The following is a 12,371-nucleotide window of genomic DNA, read 5'->3' as shown; positions in this document are numbered from 1 at the left end:
AAACAGTATGGCGACGGCGTACGGCGAGGCGGAAACTCATGGCGACGACGTCGATATTCTGGGCCTGAGTGCGGGAATCGTAGCCGCCTACGTGGCCCAGAACACGGTGGCCCGCACGGCGATCCCCGACCTGATCCGCTCCGTCCACGGCGCCTTGTCGGCCCTGGGCTCGTCCCAGGCCGAACAGCAGCCGGCCGAGCGCAACAAGCCGGCGGTGCCGGTCTCGCGCTCGGTCCAGCGCGACTACATCGTCTGCCTGGAAGACGGCAAGAAGCTGAAGATGCTCAAGCGCTACCTGCGCACCCACTACGACATGAGCCCCGAGGACTACCGCCGCAAATGGTCGCTGCCCGGCGACTATCCGATGGTCGCCCCGGCCTATGCCGAGCGCCGCTCCGACTTCGCCAAGTCGATCGGCCTGGGCAAGGGGAAGATGCGGGGGCGGTAGGCGACTGGTCACTTGCCCCCTACGGATCGCTTCGCGATCGTCTTCCCCCAGAGGGGGAAGAGCGCCCCGCCCCCTATGGGGGCGGACAGGCGGCGAAGCCGCCAGGTGGGGGCAGGTGTTTGCCGAACCTACGCCGCGTGGCCGCCCATGCGGGCGACGTTGCAGTGGGCCCACAGCTTTTCCATCGCCCCGACCAGCTTACGCATCATGTCGTCGGTGTGGAACGGCGTCGGCGTGAAGCGCAGGCGCTCGGTGCCGCGCGGCACGGTGGGGTAGTTGATCGGCTGCACATAAACGCCGTGGTCGGCCAGCAGCATGTCGCTGATCATCTTGCAGTGCACGGGATCGCCCACCAGCACCGGGACGATGTGGCTGTCGTTGTCCATCACCGGCAGGCCTGCGGCCTTGAACATCGCCTTCAGGGTCTTGGCGCGTTCCTGGTGGGCCTCGCGGACCTCCGGGTGCTGCTTGAGGTATTTCACGCTGGCCAGGGCCCCAGCGGTCAGGGCCGGCGGCAGCGAGGTGGTGAAGATAAAGCCTGCGGCGACCAGGCGGATGGCGTCCACCACCACGGCGTCGCCGGTGATGTAGCCGCCCATCACCCCGAAGGCCTTGCCCAGGGTGCCCTCGATGATGTCGATCTGGTCCATCAGGCCGTCGCGCTCGGCGACGCCGCCGCCGCGCGGGCCATACATGCCCACGGCATGGACCTCGTCGAGATAGGTCATGGCGCCGTATTTCTTGGCCAGGGCCACGGTGCCGGCCATGTCGGCGATGTCGCCGTCCATCGAATAGACGCTCTCGAAGGCGATCAGCTTGGGCGCGGCGGCCGGCGCGGCGGCCAGCAGTTGCTCGAGGTGCGCCAGATCGTTGTGGCGGAAGATGTGCCGCTGGCAGCCGCCGTTGCGGATGCCGGCGATCATCGAAGCGTGGTTCTGGGCGTCGGAGAAGATGATCAGGCCCGGCAGGATCTTCTGCAGCGCCGACAGGCTGGCCTCGTTCGAGACATAGCCCGAGGTGAACAGCAGCGCCGCTTCCTTGCCGTGCAGGTCGGCCAGCTCGGCCTCCAGCTCGACATGGTGATGATTGGTGCCCGAGATGTTGCGGGTGCCGCCCGAGCCCGAGCCGTGGTCGTCGATCGCCGCGTGCATGGCGTCCAGCACCACGGGGTTCTGGCCCTGGCCCAGATAGTCGTTCGAGCACCAGACCACGATCTCGCTCTCGCCGCCGTCCGGACGGGTCCAGGTGGCGCGCGGGAAGGCGCCGCGGTGACGCTTCACATCGGCGAACACCCGGTAGCGGCCTTCGTCGCGGATCTGGTCGACGACGCTGCGGAACGCGGCTTTGTAGTCCATGGTCTTCTCATCCGACGGACTTCGACGAGTCCGACCGGTCCCTTCTCAAGGCTCGGCTTTTCGCACCGAGCCGGCTCAGTGTCCACATAAGTGCGTTTACCTAGCCAATTGAATTACGCGATTGGACGCATAGACCGCGTCAATGAACACCCTTTGGCGCGGCGCCGCGAAGGCGCTCAGTTCAGGTCGCCCAGCTTGCCCCGCAGCATCTGCAGCACGGCCGAGAAGTCCTTGCCGCCGAAGCCGTTGGCGTCGAACAGGGCGTAGAGAGCCTCGGCCTGGGCGCCCATCGGGGTCGAGGCGCCGGCCTTGGCGGCGGCCTCCTGGGCCAGCTTCAGGTCCTTGAGCATCATCGCCGTGGCGAAGCCGCCCTCGTAGTGGCGGTCGGCCGGGGTCGAGGGACCCACGCCCGGGACCGGGCAATAGGTCGACACCGACCAGCACTGACCCGACGACTTGCTGGCGATCTCGAAGAACCGGTCGGCGGCCAGGCCCAGCTTCTCGGCCAGGGCGAAGGCCTCGCAGGTCCCCAGCATCGACACGCCCAGCAGCATGTTGTTGCAGATCTTGGCCGCCTGGCCGGCCCCATGGTCGCCGGCGTGGATGGTCACCCGGGCCATCGGGGCCAGGGCCGCCTCGACGGCCGCGAAGTCGGCCGTGTCGCAGCCGACCATGAAGGCCAGGCTCCCGGCCTCGGCGGCCATGATCCCGCCCGACACCGGGGCGTCAGCGAAGCGGAAGCCGGCCTCGGCCGCCTGCCCGGCCACCGCCCGGGCGCTGTCGACGTCGATCGTCGAGCAGTCGATCAACAGGGCCGTCTTCGGCGCATGGGCCAGCACCTGCTCGCCATAGACCGCGCGCACGTGCGGCCCGGCCGGCAGCATGGTGATCACCACCTCGGCGTCCGCCACCGCCTCGGCCGCCGAGCCCGCCGCGTGGCAGCCGGCCGCCGCCGCCTTCTCCAGCGCCGCCGCCGACAGGTCGAAGGCGCGGACCTGATGCCGGGCCTTGGCCTGGTTGGCGGCCATGCCGCCGCCCATGTTGCCCAGGCCGATGAAGGCGATGCGGGTCATGTGGTTTGCTCCCAAATGTGAACCGCGCCTCATGGGCGCGGTTCTTATGGTTCTAAATCACTGTCATCCCGGGCGAAGCGAAGCGTAGACCCGGGACCGCCGGAAGCGCTGAGTTCAGGCGTCGGTCCCGGATCTTCGCGCTACGCGCTCGTCCGGGATGACAACGCCAGGAACTTACCGCGCCCCGGCCGGCTTGCGGAACTTGTAGATGAACTGGTCGGTCTTGCCGCGGATCGACGGGTCGAAGACGCTGAGCTTGCGGGTGTCGGCCCGGTCGCGCAGCACCCGGCTTTCGCCCTCGAAGATGAAGCCGGCGGCGGTGACCTCGCGCTTGACCGCCTCGGCGTCGATGCGGTGCAGGGTCTCGGTGTCGCGCAGGCCCGAGCCGGGCTCGGCCGAATGGTCGACGACCAGGTAGACGCCGCCCGGCTTCAGGGCCCTGAAGATCTGGCGGTTGACCACCGACAGGTCGGCCGGTCCCATGAACTTGTCGTGCATGTCGTGGTAGTTCTGGGCGGTGAACACCAGGTCCAGCTTCTCCGGCGTGGCGAAGTTGGGCAGGGTGTTGAGGATCACCGACACGTTCTTGTAGGCCGGATCCCGGGCGATGGCCGTCACGGCCGGCTCGCGCTTGGCCAGCTTGGTCAGTTCGTCCGGCACATAGGCGTAGACGTGGCCGCGCGGCCCGACGGCTTTCGACAGGATGCGGGTGAAATAGCCGCCGCCGGGGATCAGGTCGGCGACCTTGGCGCCTGGCTTGACGCCGGCGAACGCCAGGGTCTGGCCCGGCAGGCGGTTCTCGTCGCGGACCATGTCGGCGGCGGGGCGGTTCGAATCGGACAGGGCCGCGGCGATGTTGGCGGGGATCGCGGCGGGCGCGTCGGCCGGCGGCGGCGGAGGCGGCGCCGCGGGGCCCATCGGAGTCGTGGCGCAGCCCGCCAGGGCGAGCACGGCGACGAGGCTGATTAGCGGCTTACGCATGGGTGTTCCTTCCGACGGCGTCTTCTCGTTAGGCGCAAGCTAGCGCAGCAATCTCGCTACGTCAGCGGCGACCATTCCTGATCCGCCGGCAGCGGCGCGAAAATCTCATCCAACATGGCGTCGGTGACCTCTTCAAGCGTGGCCGGATCCCATTTCGGCGCGTTGTCCTTGTCGACGATCACCGCGCGGACGCCCTCGATGAAATCGTGGCGACGGACCACGCGCGAGCCGATCCGGTATTCCATGGCCATGTTGTCGGCGAAGTCGGTCATCACCGCCCCCGCCTCCAGCTGGCGGAAGGCCACCTTCAGGGTCTGGGGCGACTTGGTCTTCATCGTCGCCAGCTGGGCCTTGCCCCAGTCGCTGCTGTCGGCCTCCAGGAACTCGAAGATCTGCTCGACGCTGTCGCCGACGAACAGGCGGTTCAGGTCCTGCTCGAAGCTGACCAGCGGAGCCTTGCCGGCGTCGGCGCGGTATTTCCTCAGCGTCTCCTCGATGCGGCGCGGGTCGGCGACGATGGCCTTCTTCAGCCCCTCGACGGCGCCGAACTCGACGAAGTGGGTGGCGATCCCCAGCCGCAGGCAGTCCGCGCCCTTGATCCGCGCCCCGGTCAGGGCCAGCCACAGCCCCGCCTTGCCCGGCAGGCGCGGCAGGTACCAGCCGCCGCCGACGTCGGGGAACAGGCCGATGCCGGTCTCGGGCATGGCGAAGGTCGTACGCTCGGTGGCGATCCGGTAGTGGGCAGGCATCGAGATTCCGACGCCGCCGCCCATCACCACCCCGTCCAGAAGGGCGACCACCGGGGTGTCGTAGGTGAACAGCAGGTGGTTCAACTGGTACTCGGTGTGGAAGAAGGCCCGCGCCTCGACCGCGTCGCCCGCCCCGCTGCGGGCCAGCATGCGGATGTCGCCGCCGGCGCAGAATCCCCGCTCGCCGGCATGGTCGATGACGACCATGTAGATCTCCGGATCGTCTCGCCAATCCAGCAGGGCGGCGATCATGGTCTCGCACATGGTCTGGGTCAGGGCGTGCAGCGCCTGGGGCCGGTTCAGGGTCAGCCGACCGACGTTTTTCTGAACGCGAACAAGGACTTCGGGCTGGTCGTTCATACGGCTTCCTTGGCGGTGTCCTTGACGCGTTCGGGATCTTCGACCGGTTCGCAGTCGAAGCGGTCGATCTGGCCGGCGTGCAGTCGGTAGACGGCGTCCTGGGGCACGTCCAGCTCCAGGGTCTCGACCTGCGACAGGCCCGCATAGGCGCCGCGCAGCAGCCGGCCGGCGATGCCATGGCTGACCACGATCAGCCGGCGCTCGGGCTCGGCGGCCTGTTCGGTCAGCCAGCCGAAAACCCGCGCCATCACCTGGTCGTAGGTCTCGCCGCCTGGCGCGGCGAAGAACCAGGTCCGGTCGGTGAACAGTTCGGGATGGTCACGCTGAACGTCGGCTCGCAGGCGTCCTTCCCATTCGCCGACCGTCAGTTCCATCAGCCGGTCGTCGAACTCGACGGGCAGACCCAGCTTCGCGCCGATGATCCCGGCCGTGTCCCGCGTCCGCCGCAGCGGACTGGCGACGATGCGCCAGGGGCGGTCGGCGTCGCGCCGGACCAGGTCATGCAGCAGGTCGCCCATCGCCCCGGCCTGGACCCGCCCCAGCGGTGTGAGGTCGGACTCGCACTGGCCCTGCAGGCGATGCGCGCGGTTCCACTCGGTCTGGCCGTGGCGGCAGAGATAGATCATTTGGCTTCTTCGACCAGTGCTCTGAGCTTGCCGACGACGACCAGATCCGTCGCGGCGTCGCTTTCGAAGGCTTCACTGCCGTCGATATAGCTTCTGAGCTCGCCAAGGAACGCCGCTATCCGCTCAGCTGGCTCCCGCTCTTGCAGCCTGCCGATCAGCTCACGCAGGTACGGGTCATATTTTTCCCGAACCGACGAGCGGACGAACGGGTCCCAGCCGGCGGACAGGGTCGCGTAAACCGGGGCCCAAAGCGGGTGGCTGCGCGTGCGGGCGTCGAACCGCGCTTTCCGCTCGGCGAGATCTTCGTCGAGATGGTCTCTGTAGGGCAAGCCCAGATCGTCATGCTCTTCGAACCAGTGGATTGGCCTGTCGTCCGCGAGGATCCGGGAGTGCACGGTCTCCAGCGCCAAGACCAGAGCCTGGGCGGAATCGACGCCGCCCGAATAGGCCTTCTGGACGCGCCCGCCTGGCCAAACCAGCTTCACCTGGCAGTCCCAGCCGCCTTGCGGATGCGGCGTGGGGACGAACCAACGGCAGAGCAATGGCTGGGGCTGGCCGTCGACGACGACCTGATAGGTCCGCTCGCAAACCACGCCCTCGGCCAAAGGAACCTCGGGCTCGCTCACTGGCGGAACATCTCGCGCGCGATGATCACCCGCATGATCTCGTTTGTGCCCTCCAGGATCTGGTGCACCCGCAGGTCGCGGACGATGCGCTCCAGGGGATAGTCCTGTAGGTAGCCGTAGCCGCCGTGCAGCTGCAGGGCGTCGTTGGCGACCTGGAAGCCGGCGTCGGTGGCGAACCGCTTGGCCATGGCGCACAGCTTGGTGGCCTGCGGGTCGCGGTTGTCCAGGGCGTGGGCGGCGCGGCGCACCATCAGGCGGGCGGCCTCCAGCTCGGTGGCCATGTCGGCCAGCTTGAACTGCAGGGCCTGGAAGTCCTTGAGCGGCTTGCCGAACTGCTTGCGGGTCTCGAGATAGGCCTTGGCGGTGTCGAGGGCGAACTGGGCCCCGCCCAGCGAGCACGAGGCGATGTTCAGCCGCCCGCCGTCCAAGCCCATCATGGCGAAGCGGAACCCCTCGCCCTCCTGGCCGATGCGGTTGGCGGCCGGCACGCGGCAGTCGTCGAAGTTCACCTGCGCGGTCGGCTGGGCGTTCCAGCCCATCTTGCGCTCCTTGGCGCCGAACGAGAGGCCCGGCGTCCCCTTCTCGACCACGAAGGCCGAAACGCCCTTGGCGCCGTCGACGCCCGTGCGGGCCATGACCACATAGACGTCCGACACCCCGCCGCCCGAGATGAAGGCCTTGCCGCCGTTCAGCACATAGTGGTCGCCGTCCAGCCGCGCGGTGGTGCGCAGGGCCGCGGCGTCCGAGCCCGAGCCCGGCTCGGTCAGGCAGTAGCTGGCGATCAGCTCCATGGTCGTCAGGCGCGGCAGGTAGCGCCGGCGCAGCTCGTCGGAGCCGAACCGGTCGATCATCCACGAAGCCATGTTGTGGATGGTCAGATAGGCCGCCGTCGGCACGTCGCCGTAGCTCAGCGCCTCGAAGATGATCGAGGCGTCGAGGCGCGAAAGGCCGCTGCCGCCGACGTCGTCCTGGACATAGATTCCCGCGAAACCCAGGGACGCAGCCTCGCGCAGCACGTCGACCGGGAAGTGCTTCTTCTCGTCCCACTCGGCGGAATGCGGGGCAAGGCGTTCCGCCGCAAAGCCCGAAGCCATGTCCCAGATAGCGCGTTGATCGTCGTTGAGCGCGAAATCCATGCGCGATATCCTCCCAAGCGGGGCAGAGTGATCCCCTCGCCTTCTTGGCCGCTGACGTGCCGCGCGCCGACGACTGTGTCAATCATATCTCACTTGGTGACTTTGAATGCCGCAGCGCGCAAAAAGCGAAAGCCAAGTGTCGCACCGCCCTTGATCCGACCGTCCTCCAGTATCAAATCGCGGCCACTGGAGGCGTCGTCTTTCTGTCATGCGTAAGTTCACTGCCGTTTTCGCCGCCCTCGCGGCGCTCGCCAGCGTGTCGTCGGTTCAGGCCGCCGACCTGGGCGTCTGGACCGGCCCGAAGGACAATGTCCGGGTGGCGATCAAGAGCTGCGGGACCAGCACCTGCGGCACCGTGGTCTATGCCAGCCCCAAGGCCGAGGCCGATGCGCGCAAGAGCGGCCTGACCACCCTGGTCGGCCAGCAGCTGCTGCGCGACTTCGAGCCGACCCGCAACGGAAACATGCGCGGCAAAGTCTTCGTGCCGACTCTGAAGGTCACCCTAGTCGGCACGGCCGAATTCATCGACGCCCGCACCATGAAGGCCAAGGGCTGCGTCCTGGGTGGGCTGATCTGCAAGGCCCAGGTCTGGCGGCGCATCGACGGCGTGCAGCAGGTCCGCGTCGACAACGTCAACTACGCTCCGTAATCCGGGCTAATTCAGCCCCTTCAGGAATGCGGTGAGCCCGGCGAAATAGTTCGCCTGGTCGTCGTACATCGCCATGTGGCTGCCATTGGCCATGTAGAGATAGCGGCCCTTGGGCAGCTCCTTCGACATCTTCTCCATATAGGCCGGGTCCATGGTGTCGTACCTGGCGCCGATCACCAGGGTCGGCACGCTGATGCGCTTGAGGTCGGCGAAGCGGTCCCAATGGGCCAGCAGCCCGCTGGCGCCCAGCTCGCTGGGCCCCTGGATCAGGGTGTAGAGTTCGCCGTTCAGCTGCGAGAACGCGTAGGTCACCGGCTCGGGCCACTGGTCGGCCGGCCGACGCAGGATGTGCTTTTCGTAGTGCATCGGCATCAGCGTGCCCATGTAGTCAGGGTCCGAGGTCTTGCCCGCCGCTTCCAGCGCCTTGACCTTGGCCAGCTGCGCCGGGTCCATCTGCGGCATCAGCACCTTGCTGGCGTAGTCGTTGTAGGCCGGGATCGAGGCCATCATGTTCGAGATCACCACGCACTTCAGGTTGGCCTGGTGTTTCAGCGCGTACTCGATCGCCAGCACGCCGCCCCAGCTGTGGCCCAAGACGCAGAAGTTGCTGGAGTCCAGGTTCAGCGCCCTGCGCACCTGCTCCACCTCGTCGACGAAGCGGTCGATGGTCCACAGCTTGGTGTCCGTCGGCTTGTCCGAGCGCCCCGAGCCCAGCTGGTCGTAATAGATGTATTCGATGCCCTGGGCCGGGAAGTAGCTGTCGAAGGCCTCGAAATAGTCGTGGGTCGCGCCGGGGCCGCCGTGCAGCAGCAGCACCTTGAGCTTGGGATTGGAGCCGACCCGCTTGGTCCAGACGCGGAACTTGCCCGACGGCGTGTCGATGTCGACCATCCGGATCCCGCCGGACCAGGCGTCCGGGGCCTTGGGGTCATAGTAGCCGGTCGGCGGGGCCTGCCGCGCCAAGGCCCCTGTCGCGAAGAAGGACGTCGCCAGCAGCGCCAGCGCCGCGACCGCCATCACAAACCGCTTCATCCCATCGTCCCTCGATCAGCTTGGACGCGAGCATTGGCCAGCCCCGCGCGTTCGACAAGCGCCCTTAAGCAACCAACCGCCTTGCCTCGCGCCGCCCGCCGCGCGAAACCCTAGGCCATGACCACGCCGCCCCTCGCCCCCTACCCCGCCACCCGCCTGCGCCGCCTGCGCCAGGCCGACTGGACCCGCCGCCTGGTCCGCGAGACCACGCTGGAGCCTTCCGACCTGATCTGGTCGATGGTGGTGCACGAGGGCGAAGGAACGGTTCCGGTCGCCTCGATGCCGGGCGTCGAGCGCCTGAGCGTCAAGGACGCCGCCAGGGCCGCCGTGCGGGCCCGCGACCTGGGCATCCCGGCCATCGCCATCTTCCCGCACATCGACGGGGCCCGGAAGGACGCGGTCGGTTCGATCGCCGCCGACCCGGACGGCGTCATCCCCCGCGCCGTCAAGGCCATGAAGGACGCCGCCCCCGAGGTCGGGATCCTGTGCGACGTGGCGCTCGACCCGTTCACCGACCACGGCCACGACGGGGTGGTCGAGGGAGGCAAGATCCTCAACGACCCGACCATCGAGCGCCTGATCGAACAGGGGCTGATGCAGGCGGAAGCCGGCGCCGACATCCTGGCCCCGTCCGACATGATGGACGGCCGTGTCGGCAAGCTGCGGGCGGCCCTGGAGGGCGCCAACTTCCAGGACACCATGATCATGTCCTACGCCGCCAAGTACGCCTCGGCCTTCTACGGCCCTTACCGCGACGCCATCGGCTCGGCCAAGCTTTCCGCGGGCCAGGGCGATAAGAAGACCTACCAGATGGACCCGGCCAACAGCGAGGAGGCGATCCGCGAGGTCGCGCTCGACATCGCCGAGGGCGCCGACATGGTCATGGTCAAGCCGGGCCTGCCCTATCTGGACATCCTGCGCCGCCTGGTCGACGAGTTCCGCATGCCCACCTACGCCTTCCAGGTGTCGGGCGAGTACGCGATGATCAAGGCCGCCGGCCAGAACGGCTGGATCGACGAGGAGCGGGCGATCCTGGAAAGCCTGACCGCCTTCAAGCGGGCCGGCGCGGCCGGGATCATCACCTATTTCGCGCCCTGGGCGGCGGAGAAGCTGGGCTGATGCGGTTCGGCGAGCTCAAGTCGATCGCGCACAACTTCGCGGACTCGATCTCGAGCGGCGTCGGCCTACCGATCGGCATCTACGGCTACGATATCTTCGAAGAAGCCCAGGCCTCCGCGGACGGCTATATCGAGATCGACTTCATCGCCAGCCGGGTTTACGGCGGGGCCACCTCGCGTGTCCTCACCGAGGCGCTCCGCCAGTATAAACATTGGCTGCCCACGTTGGTCGCCAAGCACGGCGCCGAGCTATCTTATTTCACACAGCTGACGGTCCGCTTTGCCGTGGACAGGGTCTACGGCCCCCACTTCACCGTGAGTGTATCCGATGCCAGGGGACGGTCGGATAGGACCACCTACCAGGGCGTTGGCGGAAAGAAGCTGACGAAGCCCTTTACGCAATGACCCGAACCATCGACATCGTCACCGCCGTGATCCGCGACGAGGCCGGCCGCATGCTGGTGGTCCGCAAGCGCGGCACGGCGATCTTCATGAAGCCCGGCGGCAAGCGCGAGCCCGGCGAGGACGACCTGACCACCCTGGCGCGTGAACTGGACGAAGAGATCGGCTGCCGGCTGGTCGACGCAACCTTGCTGGGCGCCTTCGAGGCCCCGGCCGCCAACGAGCCCGGCTTCACCGTGCGGGCGGCGGCCTATCTGGTGACGGTCGAGGGCCAGGTCGCCGCCCGCGCCGAGATCGAGGACCTGGCCTGGATCGACCCGGCCGCGCCGGGCGACATCGTGCTGGCCCCGCTGATGCGGACGGTGATTTCCGCCCTGCCCTCCTAACGGTTGTCATCCCGGACAAGGGCGGCGAAGCCGGCCGCGGATCCGGGACCGCCGGAAGCGCTGAGTTCAGGCGTCGGTCCCGGATCTTCGCGCTGCGCGCTTGTCCGGGATGACAATTCAAACGGAGCTTCGATCCTCCGCCTCCTCGAGCCCGCGGTGAGCGGATCCTAGATCCGCTCGAAGGCCTCGCGCAGGAGCGGCGCCCGCCGCCCTTCCGGCCTGATCATCAGGAACTTGCCCGACCAGGCCGCGGGAATGGACCACCGCCCGCCGATCTCGGTGGCGTCGGCGTTCAGCGCACCGTCATAGGCCACGGCGTGGGTCCAGCCGTTCGTGCCGTCATAGGTCTTGGTGAACGCCACCGCCTGGCCGGCCCGCTTGCCCAGCAGCGTGGCGAACACCTCGCACCAGTCGCCCCATTCGTCCTGGGCCGTCTCGTGGATCGAGCCGCTGAGCCAGGCACCGCTCTCGATCAGGGTGGCGGTGAAGCTGACCGGCGCGCGCGCCCCGGGATAGGCGTAGAGCCCCTGCCAGATGCCCGTCAGATTGCCGTTCGTCGCCATGGTCGCGCCCCGCCCTCGCGCCGACATAGGGGCCGGCCCCGATCCTCCCGTCAAGGTCGAGACCCTCGCGCGAAACCCGGAACGGGCTTAGGGTGTTCTTGAGTGTTCGGCCCAGGGCCGCGTACGACGGCCCGGGTCCGACCTCGATAATAGCGGAGGTGACGCATGGACGCCGATTTCAACGACGCCGGAAGACCCGAACTGCTCGCCCACGAGCAGACCTATCACGGATTCAGCATCCTCCTGCGATGGTGCATGCTGGGCCTGGCCACCGCCATCTCGACCCTGACCCTGTGGTTCGCCACCCCGGCCGGCTTCCTGGGCGGGCTGGTTATCGGGATCGTGGTGTTCGCGGTCGGCTACGCCATCCTGGTGCGCCGCGAGGAGAAGCAGCCGCTGAGCCTGTGGGTCGAGGGGCGGTAGACGGCGGGGACGCGCACTCACGGCCGTGCATCCCCAAAGTCGCCCGCCGCCGGGGACACGCCCTCGCGGCGTGTCCCCCGGTTTCGCACGGAGCCAGGCGGTCGGGGACGCGCCGCAAGGGCATCTCCCCGTCATTGCGGCGGCCAAGCCGCTGGAATCCCTGACCTAAAACTTTAATCCCCGCACCCTCTCGGACCGGCCGTATCCTGGTCTCACCTCGTCGCAGGGAAAGGGCGCATGGCCAGCGACCGATGCGGCGGCGGGGGGCGATCGAGCGGGGTCCTTTGCGGCTTTGGCTGGGAAGCGACTGAAACAGAGGGCGAGGGACGTAAGCTCGCCCATCGGGGTCTTCTCGCTGGAAGGTCCCGCCCGTCTTGGGGTTCGCTCCGGTCCTGGTTCGGCTCACTCCCGCCTCTGAAATCAAGCGGTGCACAGATCCAGCAG

The 12,371-nt window shown here is 67.9% G+C and carries 15 protein-coding genes and 1 pseudogene; 7 read left to right on the top strand and 9 right to left on the bottom strand.

Going from position 1 to position 12,371, the window contains the following annotated elements:
• Nucleotides 1–7 precede the first annotated feature (7 nt).
• Entirely contained in the window at nucleotides 8–448 is a 441-nt protein-coding gene (locus BM066_RS21710) for a Ros/MucR family transcriptional regulator (protein ID WP_089930253.1), read from the top strand.
• A 128-nt stretch (nucleotides 449–576) separates the two neighbouring features.
• Here the strand turns inward: BM066_RS21710 and hemA are convergent, their stop codons facing one another.
• The 7 genes from hemA to BM066_RS21675 form a co-directional block, all read right to left on the bottom strand.
• The gene (hemA, locus tag BM066_RS21705) at nucleotides 577–1,803 is read right to left on the bottom strand and encodes a 5-aminolevulinate synthase (RefSeq protein ID WP_089930252.1); all 1,227 of its coding nucleotides are present in this window, start codon (nucleotides 1,801–1,803) and stop codon (nucleotides 577–579) included.
• Nucleotides 1,804–1,979: 176 nt separating this feature from the next.
• The gene (mmsB, locus tag BM066_RS21700; protein WP_089930251.1) at nucleotides 1,980–2,876 is read right to left on the bottom strand and encodes a 3-hydroxyisobutyrate dehydrogenase; all 897 of its coding nucleotides are present in this window, start codon (nucleotides 2,874–2,876) and stop codon (nucleotides 1,980–1,982) included.
• Nucleotides 2,877–3,050: 174 nt separating this feature from the next.
• Nucleotides 3,051–3,857, bottom strand: a complete 807-nt coding sequence (locus tag BM066_RS21695) for a class I SAM-dependent methyltransferase (protein WP_089930250.1) — start codon at nucleotides 3,855–3,857, stop codon at nucleotides 3,051–3,053.
• Between the two features lie 56 nt (nucleotides 3,858–3,913).
• Complete coding sequence (locus BM066_RS21690) at nucleotides 3,914–4,966, bottom strand: enoyl-CoA hydratase/isomerase family protein (protein ID WP_089930249.1); 1,053 nt, start codon at nucleotides 4,964–4,966, stop codon at nucleotides 3,914–3,916.
• The gene (locus BM066_RS21685) at nucleotides 4,963–5,592 is read right to left on the bottom strand and encodes a histidine phosphatase family protein (RefSeq protein ID WP_089930248.1); all 630 of its coding nucleotides are present in this window, start codon (nucleotides 5,590–5,592) and stop codon (nucleotides 4,963–4,965) included. Before BM066_RS21685 ends, BM066_RS21690 begins: the two co-directional genes overlap by 4 nt.
• Nucleotides 5,589–6,218 (bottom strand): DUF6968 family protein, encoded by a 630-nt coding sequence (locus tag BM066_RS21680; protein WP_089930247.1) that lies wholly within the window; start codon nucleotides 6,216–6,218, stop codon nucleotides 5,589–5,591. Before BM066_RS21680 ends, BM066_RS21685 begins: the two co-directional genes overlap by 4 nt.
• Nucleotides 6,215–7,354 (bottom strand): isobutyryl-CoA dehydrogenase, encoded by a 1,140-nt coding sequence (locus BM066_RS21675; RefSeq protein WP_089930246.1) that lies wholly within the window; start codon nucleotides 7,352–7,354, stop codon nucleotides 6,215–6,217. The genes BM066_RS21680 and BM066_RS21675 overlap by 4 nt, the downstream gene beginning before the upstream one ends.
• 208 nt (nucleotides 7,355–7,562) lie before the next feature.
• On the opposite strand from BM066_RS21675, the gene BM066_RS21670 reads away from it, so the two are divergent.
• Complete coding sequence (locus BM066_RS21670) at nucleotides 7,563–8,003, top strand: DUF2147 domain-containing protein (RefSeq protein ID WP_089930245.1); 441 nt, start codon at nucleotides 7,563–7,565, stop codon at nucleotides 8,001–8,003.
• 6 nt (nucleotides 8,004–8,009) lie between these two features.
• Here the strand turns inward: BM066_RS21670 and BM066_RS21665 are convergent, their stop codons facing one another.
• The gene (locus tag BM066_RS21665; RefSeq protein ID WP_089930244.1) at nucleotides 8,010–9,035 is read right to left on the bottom strand and encodes a proline iminopeptidase-family hydrolase; all 1,026 of its coding nucleotides are present in this window, start codon (nucleotides 9,033–9,035) and stop codon (nucleotides 8,010–8,012) included.
• 117 nt (nucleotides 9,036–9,152) lie between these two features.
• Between BM066_RS21665 and hemB the strand changes: the two genes are divergently transcribed.
• From hemB to BM066_RS21650, 3 genes are read left to right on the top strand one after another with little or no spacing between them, the layout of a single operon-like run.
• Entirely contained in the window at nucleotides 9,153–10,154 is a 1,002-nt protein-coding gene (gene hemB / locus BM066_RS21660; RefSeq protein ID WP_089930243.1) for a porphobilinogen synthase, read from the top strand.
• Nucleotides 10,154–10,558 carry a hypothetical protein gene (locus tag BM066_RS21655; RefSeq protein WP_089930242.1) on the top strand — a complete coding sequence of 135 codons (405 nt, stop codon included), beginning with the start codon at nucleotides 10,154–10,156 and terminating at the stop codon, nucleotides 10,556–10,558. Before hemB ends, BM066_RS21655 begins: the two co-directional genes overlap by 1 nt.
• On the top strand, nucleotides 10,555–10,941 hold the full coding sequence (locus tag BM066_RS21650) for an NUDIX hydrolase (RefSeq protein ID WP_089930241.1): 387 nt from the start codon (nucleotides 10,555–10,557) through the stop codon (nucleotides 10,939–10,941). The genes BM066_RS21655 and BM066_RS21650 overlap by 4 nt, the downstream gene beginning before the upstream one ends.
• Before the next feature lie 167 nt (nucleotides 10,942–11,108).
• Here the strand turns inward: BM066_RS21650 and BM066_RS21645 are convergent, their stop codons facing one another.
• Entirely contained in the window at nucleotides 11,109–11,504 is a 396-nt protein-coding gene (locus BM066_RS21645; protein WP_089930240.1) for a hypothetical protein, read from the bottom strand.
• 165 nt (nucleotides 11,505–11,669) lie between these two features.
• On the opposite strand from BM066_RS21645, the gene BM066_RS21640 reads away from it, so the two are divergent.
• On the top strand, nucleotides 11,670–11,927 hold the full coding sequence (locus BM066_RS21640; RefSeq protein WP_089930239.1) for a hypothetical protein: 258 nt from the start codon (nucleotides 11,670–11,672) through the stop codon (nucleotides 11,925–11,927).
• 206 nt (nucleotides 11,928–12,133) lie between these two features.
• Nucleotides 12,134–12,210 (top strand): annotated as a pseudogene (locus tag BM066_RS27390) (hypothetical protein); the annotation flags it as partial.
• Nucleotides 12,211–12,371 lie beyond the last annotated feature (161 nt).

The organism is Caulobacter sp. UNC279MFTsu5.1 (genome assembly GCF_900114015.1).
Lineage (GTDB): Bacteria > Pseudomonadota > Alphaproteobacteria > Caulobacterales > Caulobacteraceae > Caulobacter.
Note: the sequence above shows the minus strand (reverse complement) of the source record. Positions and strands in the feature narration are given on the sequence as shown.

Coding starts and splice junctions, on each gene's coding strand:
- BM066_RS21710 (WP_089930253.1), top strand. CDS start 8: ATGGCGACGGCGTACGGCGAGGCGGAAACTCATGGCGACGACGTCGAT.
- hemA (WP_089930252.1), bottom strand. CDS start 1,803: ATGGACTACAAAGCCGCGTTCCGCAGCGTCGTCGACCAGATCCGCGAC.
- mmsB (WP_089930251.1), bottom strand. CDS start 2,876: ATGACCCGCATCGCCTTCATCGGCCTGGGCAACATGGGCGGCGGCATG.
- BM066_RS21695 (WP_089930250.1), bottom strand. CDS start 3,857: ATGCGTAAGCCGCTAATCAGCCTCGTCGCCGTGCTCGCCCTGGCGGGC.
- BM066_RS21690 (WP_089930249.1), bottom strand. CDS start 4,966: ATGAACGACCAGCCCGAAGTCCTTGTTCGCGTTCAGAAAAACGTCGGT.
- BM066_RS21685 (WP_089930248.1), bottom strand. CDS start 5,592: ATGATCTATCTCTGCCGCCACGGCCAGACCGAGTGGAACCGCGCGCAT.
- BM066_RS21675 (WP_089930246.1), bottom strand. CDS start 7,354: ATGGATTTCGCGCTCAACGACGATCAACGCGCTATCTGGGACATGGCT.
- BM066_RS21670 (WP_089930245.1), top strand. CDS start 7,563: ATGCGTAAGTTCACTGCCGTTTTCGCCGCCCTCGCGGCGCTCGCCAGC.
- BM066_RS21665 (WP_089930244.1), bottom strand. CDS start 9,035: ATGAAGCGGTTTGTGATGGCGGTCGCGGCGCTGGCGCTGCTGGCGACG.
- hemB (WP_089930243.1), top strand. CDS start 9,153: ATGACCACGCCGCCCCTCGCCCCCTACCCCGCCACCCGCCTGCGCCGC.
- BM066_RS21655 (WP_089930242.1), top strand. CDS start 10,154: ATGCGGTTCGGCGAGCTCAAGTCGATCGCGCACAACTTCGCGGACTCG.
- BM066_RS21650 (WP_089930241.1), top strand. CDS start 10,555: ATGACCCGAACCATCGACATCGTCACCGCCGTGATCCGCGACGAGGCC.
- BM066_RS21645 (WP_089930240.1), bottom strand. CDS start 11,504: ATGGCGACGAACGGCAATCTGACGGGCATCTGGCAGGGGCTCTACGCC.
- BM066_RS21640 (WP_089930239.1), top strand. CDS start 11,670: ATGGACGCCGATTTCAACGACGCCGGAAGACCCGAACTGCTCGCCCAC.